The 21,093-nt window shown below is 49.5% G+C and carries 18 protein-coding genes and 1 pseudogene; 8 read left to right on the top strand and 11 right to left on the bottom strand.

What is annotated here, in order from left to right; translation table 11 throughout:
- Positions 1-154 precede the first annotated feature (154 nt).
- A complete protein-coding gene (locus tag CAG65_RS12575) occupies positions 155-418 on the bottom strand; it encodes a GrxA family glutaredoxin (RefSeq protein WP_021703683.1) in 264 nt (87 codons plus the stop codon).
- Positions 419-686: 268 nt separating this feature from the next.
- Here CAG65_RS12575 and CAG65_RS12570 point away from each other — a divergent pair, with 268 nt between their 5' ends.
- Positions 687-1,922, top strand: coding sequence for an iron-containing alcohol dehydrogenase (locus tag CAG65_RS12570; RefSeq protein ID WP_161453854.1), 1,236 nt, complete (start codon positions 687-689; stop codon positions 1,920-1,922).
- Positions 1,923-1,967: 45 nt separating this feature from the next.
- On the opposite strand, the gene CAG65_RS12565 is transcribed toward CAG65_RS12570, so the two are convergent.
- The 5 genes from CAG65_RS12565 to CAG65_RS12545 form a co-directional block, all read right to left on the bottom strand.
- Positions 1,968-2,822, bottom strand: coding sequence for a MurR/RpiR family transcriptional regulator (locus CAG65_RS12565; RefSeq protein WP_040902137.1), 855 nt, complete (start codon positions 2,820-2,822; stop codon positions 1,968-1,970).
- Between the two features lie 311 nt (positions 2,823-3,133).
- Positions 3,134-4,780: a pyridoxal-dependent aspartate 1-decarboxylase PanP gene (panP, locus tag CAG65_RS12560; protein WP_161453853.1), complete on the bottom strand. Its 1,647-nt coding sequence runs from the start codon at positions 4,778-4,780 to the stop codon at positions 3,134-3,136.
- Between the two features lie 107 nt (positions 4,781-4,887).
- Positions 4,888-5,400, bottom strand: coding sequence for a hypothetical protein (locus CAG65_RS12555; protein WP_161453852.1), 513 nt, complete (start codon positions 5,398-5,400; stop codon positions 4,888-4,890).
- A 132-nt stretch (positions 5,401-5,532) separates the two neighbouring features.
- The gene (locus CAG65_RS12550) at positions 5,533-6,438 is read right to left on the bottom strand and encodes a lysine exporter LysO family protein (protein ID WP_161453851.1); all 906 of its coding nucleotides are present in this window, start codon (positions 6,436-6,438) and stop codon (positions 5,533-5,535) included.
- A 33-nt stretch (positions 6,439-6,471) separates the two neighbouring features.
- On the bottom strand, positions 6,472-7,392 hold the full coding sequence (locus CAG65_RS12545; RefSeq protein ID WP_021703677.1) for an HDOD domain-containing protein: 921 nt from the start codon (positions 7,390-7,392) through the stop codon (positions 6,472-6,474).
- A gap of 364 nt (positions 7,393-7,756) precedes the next feature.
- On the opposite strand from CAG65_RS12545, the gene CAG65_RS12540 reads away from it, so the two are divergent.
- The gene (locus CAG65_RS12540) at positions 7,757-8,344 is read left to right on the top strand and encodes a TfoX/Sxy family DNA transformation protein (RefSeq protein ID WP_161453850.1); all 588 of its coding nucleotides are present in this window, start codon (positions 7,757-7,759) and stop codon (positions 8,342-8,344) included.
- A gap of 61 nt (positions 8,345-8,405) precedes the next feature.
- Here the strand turns inward: CAG65_RS12540 and CAG65_RS12535 are convergent, their stop codons facing one another.
- The 3 genes from CAG65_RS12535 to CAG65_RS12525 all read right to left on the bottom strand — a co-directional run bounded on the left by CAG65_RS12535 (position 8,406) and on the right by CAG65_RS12525 (position 11,573).
- Positions 8,406-8,951 carry a hypothetical protein gene (locus CAG65_RS12535; protein WP_040902135.1) on the bottom strand — a complete coding sequence of 182 codons (546 nt, stop codon included), beginning with the start codon at positions 8,949-8,951 and terminating at the stop codon, positions 8,406-8,408.
- A 173-nt stretch (positions 8,952-9,124) separates the two neighbouring features.
- Positions 9,125-9,622 (bottom strand): response regulator, encoded by a 498-nt coding sequence (locus CAG65_RS12530; RefSeq protein WP_021703674.1) that lies wholly within the window; start codon positions 9,620-9,622, stop codon positions 9,125-9,127.
- A complete protein-coding gene (locus CAG65_RS12525; protein WP_161453848.1) occupies positions 9,615-11,573 on the bottom strand; it encodes an ATP-binding protein in 1,959 nt (652 codons plus the stop codon). Before CAG65_RS12525 ends, CAG65_RS12530 begins: the two co-directional genes overlap by 8 nt.
- Before the next feature lie 175 nt (positions 11,574-11,748).
- Here CAG65_RS12525 and CAG65_RS12520 point away from each other — a divergent pair, with 175 nt between their 5' ends.
- Both CAG65_RS12520 and serC read left to right on the top strand, forming a co-directional pair.
- A complete protein-coding gene (locus tag CAG65_RS12520; RefSeq protein ID WP_161453847.1) occupies positions 11,749-13,017 on the top strand; it encodes a DUF945 family protein in 1,269 nt (422 codons plus the stop codon).
- A gap of 113 nt (positions 13,018-13,130) precedes the next feature.
- Entirely contained in the window at positions 13,131-14,225 is a 1,095-nt protein-coding gene (gene serC, locus CAG65_RS12515) for a 3-phosphoserine/phosphohydroxythreonine transaminase (protein ID WP_161453845.1), read from the top strand.
- A gap of 106 nt (positions 14,226-14,331) precedes the next feature.
- Here the strand turns inward: serC and CAG65_RS12510 are convergent.
- Positions 14,332-16,545: pseudogene (locus CAG65_RS12510) on the bottom strand (YgiQ family radical SAM protein); the annotation flags it as partial.
- Between the two features lie 514 nt (positions 16,546-17,059).
- Here CAG65_RS12510 and CAG65_RS12505 point away from each other — a divergent pair.
- The 4 genes from CAG65_RS12505 to CAG65_RS12490 all read left to right on the top strand — a co-directional run bounded on the left by CAG65_RS12505 (position 17,060) and on the right by CAG65_RS12490 (position 20,028).
- The gene (locus CAG65_RS12505) at positions 17,060-17,677 is read left to right on the top strand and encodes a DUF1294 domain-containing protein (RefSeq protein WP_161453844.1); all 618 of its coding nucleotides are present in this window, start codon (positions 17,060-17,062) and stop codon (positions 17,675-17,677) included.
- Positions 17,678-17,819: 142 nt separating this feature from the next.
- Complete coding sequence (locus tag CAG65_RS12500; RefSeq protein ID WP_161453843.1) at positions 17,820-18,926, top strand: M23 family metallopeptidase; 1,107 nt, start codon at positions 17,820-17,822, stop codon at positions 18,924-18,926.
- Between the two features lie 143 nt (positions 18,927-19,069).
- Positions 19,070-19,750, top strand: a complete 681-nt coding sequence (locus CAG65_RS12495) for a hypothetical protein (RefSeq protein ID WP_161453842.1) — start codon at positions 19,070-19,072, stop codon at positions 19,748-19,750.
- Positions 19,751-19,827: 77 nt separating this feature from the next.
- On the top strand, positions 19,828-20,028 hold the full coding sequence (locus tag CAG65_RS12490; protein WP_021703666.1) for a DUF4250 domain-containing protein: 201 nt from the start codon (positions 19,828-19,830) through the stop codon (positions 20,026-20,028).
- A gap of 18 nt (positions 20,029-20,046) precedes the next feature.
- Here the strand turns inward: CAG65_RS12490 and CAG65_RS12485 are convergent, their stop codons facing one another.
- Positions 20,047-20,958 (bottom strand): LysR substrate-binding domain-containing protein, encoded by a 912-nt coding sequence (locus CAG65_RS12485; protein WP_161447976.1) that lies wholly within the window; start codon positions 20,956-20,958, stop codon positions 20,047-20,049.
- Positions 20,959-21,093 lie beyond the last annotated feature (135 nt).

The following is a 21,093-nucleotide window of genomic DNA, read 5'->3' as shown; positions in this document are numbered from 1 at the left end:
AAATGTGCCAGTGAGGGGAGTAGGTTAAGTTTGCGAATTGTATCTGAATCTTACCAAAAGATAAGTGAAATTTTTTTAAATTTATTATTAGTTCCACTTTCCTGACAAATACAAAAAACCCGCTGAAATAGCGGGCTTGTGAGAATATTGTCAATTAATCGAACAGACCAAGGTTTTCTTTCGCGTAAGCTTCGAAATCGTCGCAACCACCGATGTGCTGTTGGTCGATGAAGATCTGAGGCACAGTTTCTACTGGTTTACCTACAGTCTTTTCCAGATCAGCTTTGCTGATGCCTTCTGCGTGGATATCGACATAACGGTAGTTGAAGTCGTCACGTTTCGCTTTCAGAGTTTCTGCATGCTCTTTTGCGCGTACACAGTATGGGCAAGCCGGGCGACCGAAGATAACTACGAACATATTAACTTTCTCCTTTATTCTGTTAGCGACAACTATGCCTTATCCAAATACGGAAATAAAGCAACATTTACCTCTTGCTTTGATAGGCAGGCTCTATTGATTGCAAAGTGTTCAGCCAGGCGATTCATGGCCCGGATACGGTGTGATGTGTCGCAGAAAACCGTGTTTAAAATAGGGGTTATAACCACATAGATACCAAGGTCAAACATTTTTGTGGTGTAACAAGGCAAAGTAGTCACAGTTCATATTCCACTTAGGGGAACAGGTTATGTTTCAGTTTATGACCGCCACCCGAATTCTCTTTGGTGAGGGAGTGCTGGCATCGTCTTTGTCGATCATCAATCAATACGGCTACAGCGCTGTGTTGGTCACCGGGAAGGATCTTACGCGTGCCCAGACGGTCAGTGATTATTTGCAGAGTCAGAATATCCGTTTTGTTCAGATAACGATAACCGATGAACCCAGCATCGCCATGGTGGAAGAAGCGGCGAAGGTCGGGCGACAATTTGGTCCGGATATGGTGATTGCGATGGGAGGGGGCAGTGTGCTGGACATGGGCAAAGCCCTTGCGGCAATCATTCCCAATCAGGGTAGCCTTGTGGATTATGTGGAAGTCGTGGGGCGCAATGTGCCACTCAAAGCGAAGCCGATAGCTTTCATTGCCATTCCGACCACCGCAAGTACCGGCTCGGAAGTCACGCGTAATGCGGTTCTCAAATCGGCTCAGGAGCGGGTCAAAGTCAGCTTGCGCAACCCGGATATGTTGGCGGATGTGGCCATCGTTGATCCGAGCCTGACTTATGGGACGGATCGATACACGTCTGGAAGAGGTGCAATGGACGCTTTTACGCACCTAATGGAAGCGTACGTGTGCGGTGACCCCAACCCCCTCACTGATATGATTTGTGAGGAAGGTCTGAGACGCTTAAGCCAGTCCATCCTGTCCGGGTGTCTGCACGATGATCAGTTAGCGCGCTGCGACCTGTCGTTTGCGGCGCTGCTTGGTGGGATGGCGATCACCAACGCCAAACTGGGCGCTGCCCATGGCCTTGCTTCTGCGCTGGGTGGCAAGCTTCGTGCCCCTCACAGTGTGATTACCGCCAGATTAGCGCCCCATGTGATGCGTGAGAACATTGCAGCGGCATCGGAAGCCGGTCGCCAGGACGTTGTGATGCGGTATCAAAAAATGGCGCAGCTACTTTGCGAGCGCAGCGATGCCAAGCCAGCAGATGGCGTGCTTTGGGTTGAGCGGACACTGGCTGCGTTGGATTTACCGCCGTTGAGCACGTTTGGCGTGTGTACCACTTCATTTGAGCAAGTTGCCAAAGATGCACTGAAGTCGGTAGCCATCAAAGGGAATCCGCTGCCACTTAATCAGGAGCGCTTAGTGTACATTCTGCAACAGGTCTGTTGCTGTCAGGCGCAATGCGACCAACCGTCGCTCGGCCCGAACTCGGGAGAGGTGAGGGTAGTGGGGAGTGAAAGTCCGCAAATCACGCGATAAAAAACGGAGCCTTTAGGCTCCGTTGGGATCAATTTATGTCTGCGTTTAGAAATGCGACAGCTTGTCGTAGCGTGAGTCTTTCAGCGCTTCTTTTACCCGCTTGAGGTTCTCACGAAATCCGGTGCCACGGCGCAGCGTAAAACCCGTCGCGAGCACATCAATCACCGTCATCTGTACGACACGACTGGCCATTGGCATATACACGTCAGTATCTTCCGGTACATCGAGTGAAATCGACAACGAGCTGGCCTTATCCAAAGGTGAGTCTTTTGCCGTGATAGCTATCACCGTTGCACCATTTTCACGTGCCAAATGAGCGATCTCCACGAGGCTCTTGGTGCGCCCAGTATGTGAAATCAACACAATCACATCGTTATCGGTACAGTTAATACAGCTCATACGCTGCATCACGATATCTTCAAAGCATGTGATGGGGATGTTGAAACGGATAAACTTATTCTGCGCATCTTTGGCCACTGCGGACGATGCGCCTAGACCAAAGAACGAAATGCGTTTTGCTTGCGTCAGCAGATCGACCGCGCGATTAACCTGCATTGGATCCAGGCTATTTTTCGCCACGTCCAGGCACGCCATCGTCGATTCGAAAATCTTGTGTGTGTACGCATCCGGTCCGTCGTCTTCTTCAACGTTGCGGTTTACATAAGGTGTCCCGTTGGCCAGGCTTTGAGCCAGGTGCAGTTTGAAATCTGGGAAACCTTTAGTATCCAGGCGGCGGCAGAAACGGTTAACAGTCGGCTCACTGACATCGGCCATTTTAGCCAGTGTCGCAATGCTCGAGTGAATAGCAGTCTGAGGTGATGCCATGATCACTTCCGCAACCTTGCGCTCAGACTTACTGAAATTTTCCAGGTTCTTTTGGATTTTTTCTAATGTATTCATAGTGTTCACGAGGGTATAGAGCACATCTCATTGGCCATACCTGAAACCCAATCATGCATGGGGGAAATAATCGACTTCCAGTAAGGCATTTGGTAGCCAACGCCATAAGTTGAGTATAAACCTAACGATGATTGATACAGTAACATTTCTCGACATCAATTAGTGAGAATATGACAAGCCTCAAACAAAATTTCGGTAAAACTACAGAATTCAGCCAAAAATCAGCAATTTTAAAGATAAAAAAGACGATTAATGATGGATGAATTACAGCAAAACGAAAGAAAATTTCATTTCGCTGTTCATCGAAAGGTCTAGCCGTTTAGGATGCGTTGACACAACGTGTGGATGCTGGCCATCAGATTCGGGGATTGCTGCACGATCTCACGTTGCTCATCCAGTACCGATTGCAGAATGTCGTCCGTGGTCAGCGGATTGGCCAGAACTACCCGGAATACGATGGTATTCAGTCGATCCCAGCGTGCTGGATTCAGGCGGGTGCGCGAAACGAACGTTTTACCGGTTTCTCGCTGGCGCTTTTGGACAAACTGGGTGAGTTCGTTGAGCAATTCATTTAACGCCAGTTTATCTTCTTTGTCAGCGATTTGCATTGCCTGACAAGCATTTTCTGGCAGATAGCGGTACGTCAGCAGACACAGCTCAGGCTCGGAAACCAGTTCAAAGTCAGCTTGCTGTTTAATCAAATCGGCAAAATAGCGGGCTTTGTTGATGCTCTGATCAATCAGCAATTCATAACCCGGACGGCTGATAATGTGCATGGCTGCGTAAACCAGCATCGCCATACCGGAGCGCGACCCTTCCAGAGTGTGGCTGCCCAGATCTTTTGAGCCTTTGCGTAATATGTATTGCGCGTGGTGCTCGATGGCCTGCATGGCATTGGGATCTTTGAATAACACCATGCCGGCACCCATAGGAATATAGAGTTGTTTGTGGGCATCGATGGTGACAGAATCGGCCAGTTCGATGCCATCCAATAAGCGGCGGTAGGTATTGGACATTAAAGTCGCGCCGCCCCATGCCGCATCAACGTGGAAATGACAACCTTCGTCAGAGCAGATCTCAGCGATTTCTCTGAGTGGATCAATATTGCCCGTTTCAGTGGTGCCAGCGACGCCAACAACCGCGAACGGTAGGATCTTGTCAGATTTTAACTGCTTCAACGTCGCTTGCAGCGCTGCCGGTTTGATCCGGTTATGTTCGTCTGTGTCAACGGCAATCAGGCCCTGCTGTCCAATGCCCAGTACGTCCGCCGCTTTTTTCAGCGAATAATGACCCCGTTCAGAAACCACGATCGCCAGACCTTCATAGCCGTAATGTTTCAGCGCACGGAACAGGCCTTCTTTTTCAACCCCCAGGAACTCGCCATCGGCTTTTAAGGCGTTGTTGCGTGCCACCCATAATGCCGTGATATTCGCGATGGTACCGCCGGAGCAGAATGCACCTAAAGAGTGCTCGGCGCTGTGCATCCACTGCGCATAAAATTCCTCATCCTGGGTATAAATCAAACGGTGTAGCATACCCAGAACCTGACGCTCTAACGGCGTAAAGGCTTTGGAGGTTTCGATTTTGACCAAGTTCTGATTGAGCGCAATCATGATTTTTGATAGTGGCATCAAAAAATAGGGCAGCGCGGAGGTCATGTGACCGATAAAGCTGGGGGCAGACGTGTGGACTGAGTGAGACACCAGTGTATCCAGCAGGTGCTGCGTATGGTCAGAGACAAAAGAGGGTTGCTCGGGAATGGTGGCGTAGGCGAAATCCTTCTCGATGTCACGCAGTGGCTTTTCTTCGGCAACAATATGATCGCGCAAGAACACATTCAGGTTCTGCGATAATTTCTCTTCGATTTTGGTCAGTGTGGAATCTGGCCCTTCGGGAATGGTGAAGATTCGGAGCAGGCTCTCGAAGCTCACGTCCGCCGTTTTCTGTTCTGATACCATACAGCTAGTGTTTATTTTTCTTCAGTTGCGAGCGGGACAATCTAAACGAAAACGGGACTAAAGTCCCGTCTTAATTGAGTGGTGCGACTGACGCTTGGCCTGTGCTGCTATTGACACTGGATAGTTTCAGCTTTTGCAATCGCCTGATTGTAGCGCTGGAGAGCAGGGTCAATTTGTTTTGGATGACTGAGCAGCTCAGCAAACGCGCTGCGCAAATCATAATTCTGGCTGTGTGGTTTGGACTGGCGATCATCGTAGGTGGTTTTGGCGATCTTACCCAGTTCATCACTGCGTGAGGCTAAGACTTTAATATCCTGCTGATCCAGCTTTAGCCAGGCTTCTACCGCTCGCTCGGTCGCGACTTTAGACGGATCGTTGTCGAGGTAATATTTCACGGCTGCGCGGTTGAGTTCAAAGTGATGCTCACGACCTTGCAGGAACCAGTCGCTGACTTCTTTCAACTCCGGGTACTTTTCCGCCGTCAGTTTGGCCAGATCCTGATACCAAGTCATTGAGGCATCCACGTACGCATCGTATTTCTTGGACAGACACGCATTGTCTGCCGCCATCGCCATTGACGATGTGGCACTAAGCAGAGCCGCAACCAGTAAGCGTTTCATAATCTTTCCTTTTTCTTAAGCTGAAGTGGGGCGTAAAGGCCGGACATATCGTGTTCCGGAAACATTACTTTTCCCTACTGTTGTTATTATTTGAGCGCAATTCTAGAGGAAATAGTGATACTTTCCTGCGATCTAGCTTGCAAGAGAGACAAAGAACAGCATCAGTATCGGTACCAGCAAGCTGAGGATAAAACCACTGACGATAGCCACCGGGACACAGCGCACGCCACCAGTGGTCTGAATAACTGGCAGGGTAAAGTCCATTGCAGTGGCTCCGGCGTATCCGATAGCAGTGCACGGCCGGCTGCGAATCAGCAACGGGATCACCACCAAAGCGACAAGTTCGCGCAGCAGTTCAATCATGAACGAGGCGCCGCCGTATACCGGACCAAACGCATCGCCCATCAGTATGCCCGCCAAGGAGTACCAGCCAAAGCCGGACGCCATGGCGAAGCCTCGGTATGGATCAATCTCGAGAACCCAGGCGGCGATCAGTCCGCCCAGCAAAGAGGTGGCGATGATCACCATGGCAATCACCATCCCGTGTTTATTGAGCAGAATCTGGCGCAGGGTCAGACCACTGTTTCTAAGCTGAATGCCGATAAAAAACAGCAATACAAACAAAATCCACTCGCTGGCAGTATCCACCCAATGCAGGCCGAACGGCGCTGCCAGACCGGCAAGCAATCCACCACCGACCACCAGAATCAGCTTGGCAGACTCAAGAGCCATGCTTGATAACGGGAGTTTTGTGTGGCTGGCATCGGTCTGAATAGGCAAAAAACGGTCAATTAAGGGGAGCGCTGCCAGATTGCACAGGCCGAGGACGGAAAAAAATACCGCGGTGTACTCAAGTATGGTTTGCAGGTTATGGCTGAGATTGTCCAGTGCAGCCAAACTCAGCCCCATCAACGCCAGTATTACGTAGATGAGAGAAGATGTGGTTTTATTGATTTGCGCCAGTCGGTTGGCGTTAGATATGACAATAAAATACCCCAGCACCAACGGGGCAAAGATAAACAGCATCCCTGTAAACATTGTATTCCTTTGTAGAAAATGCGACTAGCGGCCTTACAGGCCGCTAGCATTGATGACGTCGTCAATATGAGTTTTAAACTCAATATCACTTAAATTGGATAATTTGTACAGCACGTCAGCGCCGGTTACGTCAATTTCTACATGGTGCTCGTCAATGGCTTCGTCTTTACGACGGAACATCAACAAGTGATTAGCGATCCGCGCGATGTCGAGATAGGAGATAACATCCACACCGGATTCGTGTCGGGCATTGGCGGCCACATCAATGAAATCCTGATCGAACCCCCAGCGGTTGAGTACCAGCTGGCTGGTGCTGGAACACTGAGAGTTGAAGATCTGCAACGCAATGTGTTGGTCGAGATAGTTGCCCTGTTCCAGATAGAGGTAGTACTCGTTCACCAGGCAGAATAGTCCAATATCGGCCAACAGGCCAACCAACAGGGCTTTGTCTGTCTCAATGTGCTGGTATGCCGGATCGCCACTTTGATGGAACGAACGCGTCACCAACACCATCGTTGCGGCCAATTCTCGCGAGGTGGCTGCGCTGCGGGCGAGGATCTGATTGCACTCATTGCTGAGTGAGACTGAATGTTTCAGTTGTTCTATCGCTTGCGCCGTAACGATGTCACGTACGCGAAGAAGCCCCAGCCTCGATACTGCCGTCAGCAGGTCGGTGCAGGTGATATTACGGCGGTTGAATATTACCGAGTTCGCTACTCGGATGACAATTGCCGCAAGTCCCGGGTCCTCAAGAAGACAATCCGCCACATCAGAGATGCCAGTGGTGTCCTGAGTACATAGTTTTTGGATACGAATGACTACTTCGGAGATAGGAGGAAGACTGATTTTTCCGGTACTGAGCGACTGCTCGATCAACTGAGCAAACTCGCTTTCAATTCCTTTTAAAAGCAGCTCTTGGTTTTCGGGTAGCCAGTAAAAAGATAAATGGTTCATGAATAGACAATATTTTTGCGTACTCAATACAGTTTAACGGTGCGAGAGGATAATCGGCAACTAAATATCTGTCACCCAAAGTGGAGTAGATCACTTTTTGGAACCGAAGTGCGGTTATGTTGCCGGACCGACGCTATTTTAACCGCGACCAATTGTGATATCAGTCTCATATGGGCTTGTAAATTAATCAAATCGTGTGAGCTATGCCCAGACTTATTTTGCTACGTTAACTATCATTTGAGAAAAATAAGGCGCAATGACGTCAATAAATATACTTTTAATTTCGATAAAGTTATCAATATTTCGCTTACTGCTACTGTCTGGTGATTACAACAATAATCGGGGGGACTGATTATGAGGATCAATGGATATGACAGAGCAAGCTTTTACCGATTACGTGAGTCAATTTGGTGTTTTTCAGAAACGTTCTATGTTTGGTGGGATCGGGCTGTTTCAGTCTGAAGCGATGTTTTCACTGATTGCAGGCGAACGGCTATTTATCCGGGGTGGAGACCATCTGGATGATCTGCTGGGCGATCTGGCGTGTGAAAAGTATCGCCACGTGAAGAAACAAACGACGGCCACTGTAAACTATTACGACATCACCGAGCTGTTTGAATCGCGTCACGAGAAATTGGAGCACATTGTTCGAGAGTCTATAAAACATTCCGTTAACCAACGTGAATTTCAGAAATCGACTGCCAGCCGGCGCCTGCGTGATTTGCCGAACATGCAATTGACGTTGGAGCGCATGGTTAAAAAAGCGGGTGTCGATGATGTCGAAACCTTTATTGAGCTGGGGGCCGCGGAGGTGTTCTCCCGGGTTCGTCACGCTTACGGCAATGATGTCGATCTTAAACTGCTATGGAAATTTGCTGGTGCCATCGACGGCATCCACTGGAAACTGCTCCAGGAGCCGAAAAAACGCCAACTGCTGGCCTGTTGCCAATAACCGTCGAGAGACAAAAAAACCGAGGTAAAGAGACCTCGGTTTTTTTACATTCGGGCTGGGATCAGAACTTGAAGCGTGTTGTGAACATCAGTTGGTCGCCGTAAAAGTCGTTAATACGGGCTTCGGCGCCGATAGAGAAGAGCTCAGTAGAGTGGAAGCGCGCGTAAACTGAACCGATCCAGTCATCGTCGTCGTCGATAGAAACATAACCGGCTTTACCGCCGACTTCGAGCTGTGGACCAAGCCATTGGCGTACGCCGACGTTAATTTCCATGCCGCTGTCCGCACTGTGGTCGCCATCGTCGACCAAACGGAATAGCATTTCACCCGTCAAATCTGCCCAGTTATTGATCGGCGCGTGAAAACCAAAACCCGCAGCCGCGTCGTAGTCACCTTCAAACTCTGAATCAATACGACCGATAATATGAGCGTTAGGGTGGATAGATTTACTGATAGCCGTACCGAAAGTAACAGGGCTTGCACCAATACGTGCCTCGATGTAGTCGTAGCTGAAGTTACTCATTACGGACGGACTGTTCGGATCGGTTTGAGCAAGTGACTGCCCGGATGCAAGCAACAGCGCTGCTGCAAGAATTGTTTTGCGCATAGTAAACATAAACCTATTTTTAATTGATTCCGTGGTCTCTAGCGGTCGCACCGCGACACTTCCAAATATGATAATGCAACACTGGTGATGCAAACCATTAAAAAATGTCATTCTTTTGTCATTGAGCTAAAGTTCAAGCAATTAATATGCCATGGAATGACTATTTAATGACCTTATTCGCCAAAACTGATTCTGTTTTCTGCGATGGCGTTAAAAATTTTCTCCGTGTCTAAAATGGATGCCCAAGGCATCAAGTCTTTTTCGTGGTGAATCATATACTCAGTCAGTTGCGACTTGATGACGTTGCGCAGGGCTTCTCCCTGCCAGGGCTTGGCAATGTAAAAGTCGAGGCTGGAGTGATTGACCGCTTCGACGGTGTCTTCTAAACCGGCCTGACCTGTGAGGAGAATCTTGCGGGCGGCGGCGGTTTGTGGGTTTTCACTCAGTTCGATCAAAAAACTGATCCCTGTCTGTTCTGGCATAATATGGTCACAGAGTATCAACGCGAGCTTGACGTCTTCATCTTGGCATTCCGCGATGATCTCTTTCGCCTCTGATACCGACTCCGCTCCTTCGACGATAAAACTTTCTTCATAACAATCGATGTCCTGAAGCACACTGTCCAGAACGTCACGTTCGTCATCAACACACAAAATAAGGTATTTATTCATCGCCAGTTCCTGTCATTTGTTGTGGGGTGGCTGTAATCGGCAGCCAGACTTTCATCTTAGTGTATTCGCCCGGTTGGGATTCGACTTCGATCTGGCCACCATGCTGGTTGATGATTTGCAGGCAGACTGACAAACCAATGCCGAGACCGAAGTTACCTTCCCGTTTGGTGGTGAAGTTGAGTTCAAAGATTTGCGCTTGCAAAGCTTCGGGCACGCCATGACCGTTATCTTCAAACGTGATCAGCGCCCAGTTCTGTTGTTGGGTTTGAACATGTTGGGTCGAAATTTTCAGTACGCCATGCTCGGGGAAAGCATCGAGCGCATTTGAAATCAGATTCGTCCAAACTTGTTGCAGAGCGATCGGCTGGCAGCGAACAGGAGGCAGCGGATGGTACTCTTTTTCCAAGGTATGGCGCTTGAGCCGGTTTTCGAAGATCACGAGCGTATCTTCAATGCCTTCGTGAAGATCAACATCGTGGTATGTTTCATCATCTGGGCGGGCATAGCCTTTGAGGCTTTTGACCATATCGGCAATGCGCTGGGCACAGACATTAATTGACCGTAGCGTGCTACCCGTCAGATGATAAGCCTCAAGTTGCGCTAGCTTTTGCTGTGCTTTACTGGGGGCGTGTTTAGCCAGATGCATAAGCTCGGCATTGTCAGCAAGATTCAGCCGCGCTATTTTTTTCGCCAGTAAACGATCACCGATATCCGCTTCAATTTGTTTGGCCAGAGTACGCTCCTGCGCAGTTGATACCGGACGGGCAGAGCGTGCCTCTTCCAGCAACTGTGTGCCTTGTATGGCCAGTTCGGCTTCCGCTGGTTGCTTCACCAGGTGAAGCATTTTTTCCGTCAGGGTTTCCGTTCCGCGCAGAATTGCCGCCACCGGGTTATTGAGCTCGTGCGCCACGCCTGCCACCAGTTGACCCAGCATGGCCATCTTCTCTCGTTCAATTAATTGTTGATGCGCCGAATCCAGTGACTCCAGCGTTTTCTGCAGTTCAAGCTTGGTGACAATACTGCGTTGCAGCCGGCGGTTAAAATGGCGCAACAGTAAGTTGGTAAACAGAGGTAAGAGGGTGGTATTGGAGTGCATGACTTTGCTGAACACATCCCGGTCAAGTTTGATGACATCCGTGGTGGTGAGGGTCACCGCGGTGGAAAACGAACGTTCACCGGTAACAAACGACATGCCTCCGACAATACTGCCTTTGTTGTGCCTGACCACTTCTCGCTCAATACCCTGATCATCGGTTTTATACAGTGCGACTTGGCCCGAGGTAATAAACCACAAAAAGCGATTCTCTTCACCTTCTTTGGTCAGCAGGTGCTGACTGGAGTAGGTGCGGCAAGCGCGAGTTTCGTCTTCCTGTTCAAAAAATGCATACAGCGCAGCAATTACCTGTTCGGCCAACTCGTTGTCTGACAATGTGTGATGATCACTGATAAAGCCCTCGCGAAAAGAACGCATTTTCTGCTCTATGTGTGCGCGTAACAGACGCTGCTGATCCAGGACCTGACTGTAATAAAGCAGGTTGTCCGAATCGTGCTCAAGCACGAATGTGGTGAGCTCTTTTTGCGCGGTTTTATACACCAGTTGATCTTGCAGCGGTTTGGTCAGGCAATGGTCGAGCCGGCCTTCATTCACGGCAGCGAGGATGGCATTGATGTCCTGCCCGCAACTGATGAGGATTTTTCGTGCGCTTTGAGTGTGAGGCGATTTATCAAGCTGTATCAGGAAGTCGGCACCGTTGAACTGTTCATGGTGGCTGGCGATCACCAGTGCGACAGCTTGTTCCCGGGCGTGACAGAACTCCAGCGCAGACTGAGCATCTTCCAGGCTATCTGCCGTGTGCAGATCAAATCGGCTGCAAAACGGCGTCAGTTCATGGCGCAGCTGTTCAGCGCTGACCGGATTACTGTCCAGACACAAGATGGCAAAAGCGTGCACGTTGACCTCTGTTTAAAGTTTCTCCAACTACACAGTAGCAGGGCCTGTTCTACGATGCTGAGAGCTGAGTACGAGATCTTCACGTTATGACAAAATAACGACAATACTCTGATTTAACTCAATGTTTTGAGTATATTGTTGTAGACTGAAAAAAACTCCGGACTTTAAGAGTATTATGAATCAGCTTAAGAAACTGGGTGCCATTGGTGGCGCTATCTCGCTGGCCCTGTGTTGGCCCCTCGCCGTTGGTCAGATAGGCCACAATGTGATCCATGATGGCGTAAAAAAACTCAATAACGCATCACTGAAAGCGGAAATTGTAAAATACGAGCGGGGTTATCTCACTTCTCAGGTTGAAACGCATTTTACGGTGATTGACCCTGAATTAATCCAGCAACTCAAAACCGATGGTCTGCCAACGGACTTCACTGTGAAAAGTGACGTCGAACATGGCGTGATCAGCTTGAGTGCGCACTCGGTGCTGGAAGGAGAACAAGAGATCCCGTTAACGCTCGACACGCAGACGCAATTGAACGGCAACACTCAGTTTGAACTGAATCTGGACACCTGGCACTTCACCAGTGGCGGTGAGAATCCGGTTACGGTTTCTACCACGCCTGCATACCTGAAAGGGCATGCGACCGTGTTGGGTTTGGGAGGATACACATTAGATGTTCCTTCGGTTGAACTGGACTTTGCCTCGGGGGAAAAAATGACCCTGACCGACGTGAAGGGCGAAGGTGATGGCAAGCAACAAGAAGGGTTCTGGCTGGGCGATCAGACTATTCAGGTAGGCAACCTGATGCTGACTGAGAATGACGACACAGCGAAATTTGAACTAAAGCAAGCCAGCTATCACTTTAACTCGTCGGAGGATGTGCAGCAAAAGCGTTTGAACAGCGTGCATCAACTCAAAGCCCAACAAGTGGTGATGCCTGACGGCAACGTCAATGACTTCAATGTTGATTTTGCGCTGGGCGATCTGGACAGCGTGTCCTTCCTCAAACTGATGAATCTGTATCGCAACAGCCCACAGTTGACGGACAGCGACATTCAGCAGGCTATTCCATATATCGAAACGCTGTTTTCAAAAGGTTTTTATCTATCGATGAATCAGATGAAAATGACGTTAGGCAGCGGTGAGTTTGAATCTCAATGGAAACTGAATGTGCCGGAAGGGACGAACAATGTATCGAAGAACCCGGCTCTGATTGTTCCAGCGTTAACCGGACATCTGAATACCTTCTTCTCTAACGAGCTGGTGGCGGAGTATCCGTTTATCCGCGAAAGCATTGATGAGGCGATCGTGATGGAAATGATCACTCAGAACGACAAGGGCTATACGATTAACGCTGAGCTGATAAACGGCAATGTGGTATTTGAAAATGGCCATCAAGTTCCGTTAATGGCGCTGTTACTGCCGATGATGATGCAAAAGCGTTAAAAAATAATCACACTCTAAGAAAAGAGGTCGAAAGACCTCTTTTCTTGCTTTTTATCGGCGTAGAAAAGTGGTATTAATCGAGTATATTTGACATCGCAGGAGCAATGATACGCATGGAACCTTCCCCGAATAACGTCTTTAACTTTAGCGCCGGACCGGCTGGTCTGCCGAAAGCCGTCATGGAACAAGCTCAGGCAGAGCTGATCAACTGGAATGGACTGGGTGTGTCCGTGATGGAAGTCAGCCACCGCAGCAAAGAGTTCATCAAAGTTGCCGAAGAGGCCGAGCAAGACTTACGCGATCTCCTTCATATTCCAGGCAATTATAAAGTGTTGTTCTGTCAGGGTGGAGCACGAGCCCAATTTGCTGCTGTGCCGATGAACTTATTAGGTGGGGCCTCGAAGGCCACGTATATCGACGCTGGTTACTGGGCTGAAAGCGCGATTAAAGAAGCGAATAAATATTGTGAAGCGGATGTTTTCGTCGCGAAGTGTGAAAAAGATGGTAAGACGGCAGTGGTGCCTGCGGCGGAATGGCCGGTGGCGTCTGACTCCGCTTACGTCCATTTCTGTCCGAATGAAACCATTGATGGAATCGAAATCAATGATCTGCCTGTGACCGATAAGCCGATTGTGGCAGATATGTCATCCACGATTTTGTCACGCGAAATCGACGTGTCGCAATACGGTGTGATATATGCGGGTGCTCAGAAGAACATTGGACCGGCAGGTATCTGCATCGCGATTGTTCGCGACGATTTGCTGGAACTGGCCAATGATCTGTTACCAAGCGTTCTGAATTACAAAGTGCTGGCCGAAAAAGATTCAATGTACAACACCCCGCCTACCTTTGCCTGGTATTTATCTGGCTTGGTTTTTAAATGGCTTAAAGCTCAGGGCGGCGTAAGAGCGATGGAGCAGATCAATCGCGAGAAAGCCGCAATTTTGTATAACTACATTGATGAGTCAGATTTCTACGTTAACAATGTTCACCAGGACAACCGCTCGTTGATGAATGTACCTTTCCAACTGAAAAAGCCGGAACTGGATGCGAAGTTCCTGGAACTGGCGGAAAATCGCGGTCTGGTCGCATTGAAAGGTCATCGCGTAGTTGGTGGGATGCGCGCGTCGATTTACAATGCAATGCCTGTAGAGGGTGTGAAAGCATTGGTGGCATTTATGCGCGAATTTGAGCGTGATTTTGCGTAAACGGCTCCGTTAACAAAGAAAAGAACCATCAAAAGAAAAGGCCCAGTGATATCACTACTGGGCCTTTTTGTATTCGCTAAGCTCTAGCGTGGCGTGGCTTCTTGTCGCTGCTATTGCCACGTTTCGCGCCTGCTGGAGGCTTGCTGCCTGGTCGGCCTTTATTACCGTCAGGTTTTTTCGCACCGGGGCGTGAACCACCAGTGCCTTTGTCATTGCCAAAACCTGGCTGATTCTTCGTGTGCTTGGTCGCGAAACGATTCGCGCCATGGCGGCCGGATTTGCGGCGTTGCGCCGGCGTCAGCACATCACCGTCTTCAGCAGGAACCAGACAGCTTGGTTTGTCACCAATCAAATGTTTTTTGCCCATGTTGATCAGCGCTTCGCGGATCATCGGCCAGTTGTTTGGATCATGGTAGCGGAGCAGCGCTTTGTGCAGGCGGCGCTGACGCTCACCTTTAGCCACTGGCAGATCTTCACGCTGCTTGTATTTGACCCGTTTAAGCGGGTTGGTCTCTGAGTAATACATCGAGGTCGCATTACACATGGGTGATGGGTAGAAGTTCTGAACCTGATCACATTCAAATTCATTTTTCTTCAACCACAACGCCAGGTTGAGCATGTCTTCGTCTTCGGTTCCAGGGTGGGCAGAGATGAAGTAAGGAATCAGGTATTGTTTTTTACCGGCTTCTTTACTGTACTGCTCAAACATCTCTTTAAAACGATCATAGGTGCCCATACCGGGTTTCATCATCAGATCAAGTGGACCTTTCTCTGTGTGTTCCGGGGCGATTTTCAGGTAGCCACCGACATGGTGCGTTACCAGCTCTTTCACATACTCAGGTGACTCGATGGCCAAATCGTAACGGACACCGGAAGCTATCATCACTTTCTTGATGCCGTCGACGTTTCGGGCTGCACGATACAAGTCGATGGTGTGTTTATGATCGGTATTGAGTTTGTTACAAATACCCGGAAATACACACGATGGACGTCGGCAGTTGGCTTCGGCTTTCGGATCGCTACAGCCTAAGCGGTACATGTTCGCAGTAGGGCCGCCAAGATCAGAGATTGTGCCGGTAAAGCCCGGTACTTTGTCACGAATTTCTTCCAATTCGTTAATGATCGACTCTTGAGAGCGGTTTTGGATAATCCGACCTTCATGTTCTGTGATGGAGCAGAATGAACAGCCACCAAAACAGCCACGCATGATGTTGACTGACGTTTTGATCATGTCGTACGCCGGAATCTTCGCTTTGCCATATTTAGGGTGTGGCACGCGTGCATAAGGCAAACCGAATACGTAGTCCATCTCTTCGGTCGTCAATGGGATCGGAGCCTGGTTTACCCACAGCTCACGATCGCCGTGACGCTGTAGCAGCGCACGTCCTGAATACGGGTTCGTTTCCAGGTGCATGATACGGCTGGCGTGCGCATACAAGATGCGATCATTTTTCAGCTTTTCAAACGGCGGTAAACGCACGGCGGTGTTCGCCGCGTCATGACGTGAAGGACGAATCGCTATCGGTGTGGCTTGAGTCGCATCCTTCTTGGTATCGCATTTGGTTTCCACTTCGTAAGGGTTCGGCGGAATGAACGCTTCTTTACGCGGTTTTTCAATCCGGGAAGAGTCAACGACTTTATAGCCCTCCGGCACGGCTGGCAGGTTGACAGCTGTGCCGCGGATATTGGTCATATCAGCGATGTTTTCACCGTCTGCTAGGCGATGGGCGACTTCGACCAATGCGCGCTCCGCGTTGCCAAACAACAGAATGTCAGCTTTCGCATCAAACAGCACAGAGCGACGTACTTTGTCTGACCAGTAATCGTAGTGAGCAATACGACGCAGACTGGCTTCAATACCACCCAGTACGATAGGTACGTCTTTGTAGGCTTCACGGCAACGCTGTGAGTAGACCAGTGTGGCACGATCAGGACGCTTACCCCCTTCATTGTTCGGGGTGTAGGCATCATCATGGCGCAGCTTTTTATCTGCGGTGTAACGGTTGATCATGGAATCCATGTTGCCGGCGGTGATGCCAAAAAACAGGTTGGGTTTACCCAGCTGCATAAATGCGTCTTTATTCTGCCATTCTGGCTGAGCAATGATGCCGACACGAAACCCTTGCGCTTCCAGCAGACGGCCAATAATGGCCATACCGAAGCTTGGATGATCGACGTAGGCATCGCCGGTGACGATAATAATGTCACAGCTGTCCCAGCCCAGGGCATCCATCTCTTTTCTGCTGGTTGGCAGGAAAGGTGCAGTACCGAAGCATTCCGCCCAGTACTTTTTATATTCGCTAATGTTTTTGGTATTCATAAACTTAAATTTTGCTCACTTCACTCGGACGCATCAGGCTACACAACCGTTTATTGTTAGCAGGTTCGCTGCTGTTTCTTTGTGGCTGTTTTTCCTGCGCCCCTTTCCGGTCAACCGGTTTGCGTTGTCACCGTATTAATGACTCGCAACTAGCATCCTGCAAGTGTCGGTATGGTGCACTTCAAGGCGAAGATTACCACGGAATATACAGTGGGTGGCGCGCAAACGTGGCTGAACACCCGTAGTAATATTAGGTGAAAATAATCCGCCTGATAAAATAGCGGTGGAGTTTAACATGTAATTGCTCAAGTACATCAATTTCTGTAACCAAAAGGCAAAATGTTGTTGAGAACGCATCATGAGATTGGAGTAGACTACGCCGTAATATTCGTTTTTTTCCTTAATGGTTTGATTTTTAATTAGTTACCTCTGACAGCGTCAACCAACACACCCTTAACCGATACGCGAATACACATCTGGATTGGCAGAACGCGCAGCCAACCGAGGACGGGATTTGAAAGGCAAGATTACTGAATGGAATGATGAGAAAGGGTATGGATTTATCGTATCACCGCAGTGTAAATCACGGGTTTTTGTGCATATCTCTCAGTTTAACCGAGGAACAATGCGGCCAAAGGTGAATGCGAAGGTATCGTTTAAAGCAGAGAAAGATAAGCAGGGGCGTATCAATGCCAAAGACGTCTCTCTGGCTGGGCTGAAAGCGATACCGTTTTCGGTGCAATTGAGTGGCGTTTTTTTGCTGCTGGTCTGTATGGTCACGGGGCTGAATAGCACAGGTTGGTTGTGGCTTTCTCTCTATCTTGGCCTTAGCCCGCTGACGTATTTGGTGTACAAGGCCGATAAGCGATCCGCGATCGCGGGTGACTGGCGTGTCTCTGAAAATACGCTCCATTTTTTGGCTGTTACGGGCGGCTGGCCTGGAGCGCTGGTTGCACAGCACCGTTTGCGTCATAAATCGCAGAAACAGCCATTTAAAACGCTTTTGTGGCTGACGATTGTCTGTAATATTGCTGTGTATCTCTGGACACTTACACCGTACGGCCCGCTGTGGTTGGAGGAAACAGGACATACAATACAGGCACAACTAGTTAACTGGATGACTAAACTTTAGTTCGCCATTGAGCATGTTAACACTTTCAATTCCTTACATTTGCCTGCTATATGGCTCTCAGAACCAAAGTGTGATACCAACGAAACAGGAAAATTTACCATACTTCAATATGCATTTTTGCTCATAAATATTGGAGAGGAAGATGAATTCAAAAACATCTCTGGGATTGGCTTTGCTTTGCTTCAGTGGTGGGTTGTACGCTCACCAGTTGTACCCGCAAGTGGATACGCCTAATTGGGATCCGGAAATGCTCGTCGCTAGTCAGGTACCTGACCGACTGATTTCGGATTCAGGGTTTGTGTACCGTCCGTATTTTCATCCATTCGATATTCGCACCTTTTTGCAGCAACATCGGCCGGACTGGCAAGAGTTGGCTGAGTCCGTCAATCATTGGGCGGGCGCGACCGGAGTGGATCCGCGCGTGATTTTAACCACCATGGCCGTGCTCACCGATGAGGTGGCGGAAACGGTGCCGTCTGCTCAGCAGGTCAAAGACGTTGCCAACCAATTGTCGCAGCGCTTTTATCATTATCAGGACAATTTAACGGCAGAGCAGCACAATGCCGCAACGCTGGCGATTGTTCGTCAACTGCAATCTCCAGGGGATTGGCAGCGCTGGCAGGATCAGTATCAGGCCTGGTTTGGTTCGCCGGATGTCGCAGAGCCAGAAACCGCACCGCAGCAGGCGCAACGTAGCACAGGATTCGCGCCAGCGTATGGGTTCATGCAGTGGCCTTGGCGTCAGGGCTATTCCTGGATCCCTAACGGCCCCCATGCCCACAGTGGATCCGGCTTCCCGTTGTCTTCGATCGATGTCTCTTACGACTGGCCCGCGTGGGGCGCGCCGACATACAGCGTCACCGCAGCGCATGATGGCTATGTCACCGTGATGTCACGTTGCCAAGTCAGGGTAACCAACCCTAATGGTTGGGCAACGAATTATTACCACATGGATGGCATTCAGGTTGCCAATAATCAGTGGGTCTCCAAAGACACTAAATTGGGTGTGTACGCCAGCCAGCGCTCAACGGCGTTATGTGAAGGGGGCTCTTCAACCGGGCCTCACTTGCACTTTTCGCTCTTGTACCAGGGGCGTTTCCAGTCGTTGCAGGGAAGCAGTTTAGGGCCTTATCAGGTTCAGACAGGCCGTTACAGTTACGACAATAACTGTCAGTATACCTGGTTGCTTGACCAGCGTTCGCAGCAGAAAGTCTGTTTGTGGCGCCGGGTAGATAATCCTACCTTGTAGCTCTCGAGCCTCCGGTGCAAAAAGGGTCGCACCGGAGGCCGTATGTTCTGCGTTGGATGAGTGGTTAATCCGGTCATTAGCATGACGGATTTTTTTCAGTCTGGTATCATCCGCCCCAACACTGGACTGTAATATTACATACTATGATTCAATCTCTACTGACACTGTTCGCTCCAATGCTGTTGGGAGCGCAACTGGTGCTGACTCTGGTGCTGACCAAAGGTGAAATCTGTCCGGGTCAGCGTGGGCGTATCCACAAACTTCTTCCGGCGCTAGCCATCCTGTGGTTGGCGATTGCGTCAATTCAAATCCAGGCTTTTCTCGTCGTATTTGCCCTGTTTTATTTTTATTCCCAGGTTCAGACCAAGAAAACCCGTGAACGCGGGCCGATGTGGGTCATGTATCTGGCCGATGGTTTGGCTGCTGGCTTTGTCGGAGCACAGATTGCCGGACAGGCAACAGGAGCGGGCATGTTGGCGATGTTGACGATGGTACTGCTGCTTGGTGGTGCATTTGCTCATCTTCTGTTAACCGTCGCTCGCACGCGTCTGCAGGCATTTCATCGTATTTTGCCTTTTTCAGGCGTTGTAGCGGCGATGTTGATTGCTCTCATCGTACTATTGCACGCCTATTCACTCGATGAACAGGCGCTGGCAGTCGCCACCCAGCAAATACTGGTCAGTTTTGCGGTGATGTTAACGGCGATCATTGTCTGGTGCTGGCACATCTTTACCAGCAAAACGGTCAACAAAGTGCAACTGGCTGTCGCACTGGTGTGCGTGATTGGTAGTGCTTACATCAACAGCGGATTGTTTCATCTTTAGAGCAGGTTCACTGTTCTATCCATGATTAACAGCTACGCTTGAAAGAGTGACCGTCACTTGGCACAGGAGCGTGGCCCATGGATTTAAGCAACGTCAACAACCTGGACAGTATTATTCTGCTGGGGATCGTGAATGAAAAGTTGCGTCTGGAATGCGACAGTTTTGAAGAACTGGTCAGCATGTATGAGATGGACGTGGAAGCTGTGGTTGGTAAGCTGGACATGCTTGGTTATCAATACGATCCGCTGACCAACCAGTTTAAAGCTTATCAGCGTTAAACGCCGTTGTATGTGTTTTTAAGCCATCTTGATCCCCTCAAGGTGGCTTTTGCATTGTTGGCGTGCGGTGGAGAAAAACGCCTGCAAATAACGCTTCTCTTTGTCGGCGTTACGCGTTGCGGCAAACAACCTGCGCCATAAGCCTTTCCCCAGAGGCTGGCTGGCAATCAACCCCTGACGAGAAAATTCGCTGATTGCCCAGTTTGGCAAGGCGGCGACACCAAGACCGGCTGAGACCATCTGAACCAACATCAGAGTGTTGTCGGCTTGCTTCCATTTCGCGGGTTCCACACCAGCGGGATGCAGAAAGTGTTTCACCACATCCAGTCGCTGCTTTTGTACCGGATAGGACAGCATGGTCTGGTCGGCCAGATCCTGCGGTTCAATACAGGTTTTGTCTGCTAACGGATGATGTGTGGCGGTAATCAGTCGCATCTCAAAATCAAATAAAGGTTCGTAGTGCACTTCAGAACGAGGCTGGATATCGGAGGTGATCACCAGATCGAGGTCGCCAGCCAGCAGCGCTGGCAAAGGTTCGAAACCGAAACCTGATGAGAAGTCTAAAGCAACACTCGGCCAGGCGACTTGATACTCTTTGAGGGCTGGCATCAACCACTGAAAACAAGAATGGCATTCAATCGCCATATGCAGTCGTCCGTTTACATCTTCTTTGAGGCTGGCAAGCTCATTTTCAGCTTTGGCCAGGCGGGGTAGGACTTCATCTGCCACCCGCAACAAAATATCACCTTCTGAGGTGAATTTGACCGGGCGGGTTTTACGTAAAAATAACTGTCCGCCAATGCGAGCTTCGAGATCCTTGAGCTGATGAGAAAGGGCGGACTGCGTTAAGTGCAGCGCCGTCGCGGTGGCGGTCAGCGACCCGGTATCACGCAGAGACGTCAACGTCCGTAAATGTTTTAGCTCAATCATGAAATCCTCTCATTTTAATTCCCCTCTCCATGAAGCCTTTTAACATTACTCTGAATATTTGGAGTTGTAAACGTCTAGACGTCTATTGGTGTTAAATTCTTCACTATGAAGAAAAATAATAAACAAGTTGAATAA

The sequence above is a fragment of the Vibrio sp. V39_P1S14PM300 genome, assembly GCF_009904765.1.
Lineage (GTDB): Bacteria > Pseudomonadota > Gammaproteobacteria > Enterobacterales > Vibrionaceae > Vibrio > Vibrio proteolyticus.
Note: the sequence above shows the minus strand (reverse complement) of the source record. Positions and strands in the feature narration are given on the sequence as shown.

Coding starts and splice junctions, on each gene's coding strand:
- CAG65_RS12575 (WP_021703683.1), bottom strand. CDS start 418: ATGTTCGTAGTTATCTTCGGTCGCCCGGCTTGCCCATACTGTGTACGC.
- CAG65_RS12570 (WP_161453854.1), top strand. CDS start 687: ATGTTTCAGTTTATGACCGCCACCCGAATTCTCTTTGGTGAGGGAGTG.
- CAG65_RS12565 (WP_040902137.1), bottom strand. CDS start 2,822: ATGAATACATTAGAAAAAATCCAAAAGAACCTGGAAAATTTCAGTAAG.
- panP (WP_161453853.1), bottom strand. CDS start 4,780: ATGGTATCAGAACAGAAAACGGCGGACGTGAGCTTCGAGAGCCTGCTC.
- CAG65_RS12555 (WP_161453852.1), bottom strand. CDS start 5,400: ATGAAACGCTTACTGGTTGCGGCTCTGCTTAGTGCCACATCGTCAATG.
- CAG65_RS12550 (WP_161453851.1), bottom strand. CDS start 6,438: ATGTTTACAGGGATGCTGTTTATCTTTGCCCCGTTGGTGCTGGGGTAT.
- CAG65_RS12545 (WP_021703677.1), bottom strand. CDS start 7,392: ATGAACCATTTATCTTTTTACTGGCTACCCGAAAACCAAGAGCTGCTT.
- CAG65_RS12540 (WP_161453850.1), top strand. CDS start 7,757: ATGGATATGACAGAGCAAGCTTTTACCGATTACGTGAGTCAATTTGGT.
- CAG65_RS12535 (WP_040902135.1), bottom strand. CDS start 8,951: ATGCGCAAAACAATTCTTGCAGCAGCGCTGTTGCTTGCATCCGGGCAG.
- CAG65_RS12530 (WP_021703674.1), bottom strand. CDS start 9,622: ATGAATAAATACCTTATTTTGTGTGTTGATGACGAACGTGACGTTCTG.
- CAG65_RS12520 (WP_161453847.1), top strand. CDS start 11,749: ATGAATCAGCTTAAGAAACTGGGTGCCATTGGTGGCGCTATCTCGCTG.
- serC (WP_161453845.1), top strand. CDS start 13,131: ATGGAACCTTCCCCGAATAACGTCTTTAACTTTAGCGCCGGACCGGCT.
- CAG65_RS12500 (WP_161453843.1), top strand. CDS start 17,820: ATGAATTCAAAAACATCTCTGGGATTGGCTTTGCTTTGCTTCAGTGGT.
- CAG65_RS12495 (WP_161453842.1), top strand. CDS start 19,070: ATGATTCAATCTCTACTGACACTGTTCGCTCCAATGCTGTTGGGAGCG.
- CAG65_RS12490 (WP_021703666.1), top strand. CDS start 19,828: ATGGATTTAAGCAACGTCAACAACCTGGACAGTATTATTCTGCTGGGG.
- CAG65_RS12485 (WP_161447976.1), bottom strand. CDS start 20,958: ATGATTGAGCTAAAACATTTACGGACGTTGACGTCTCTGCGTGATACC.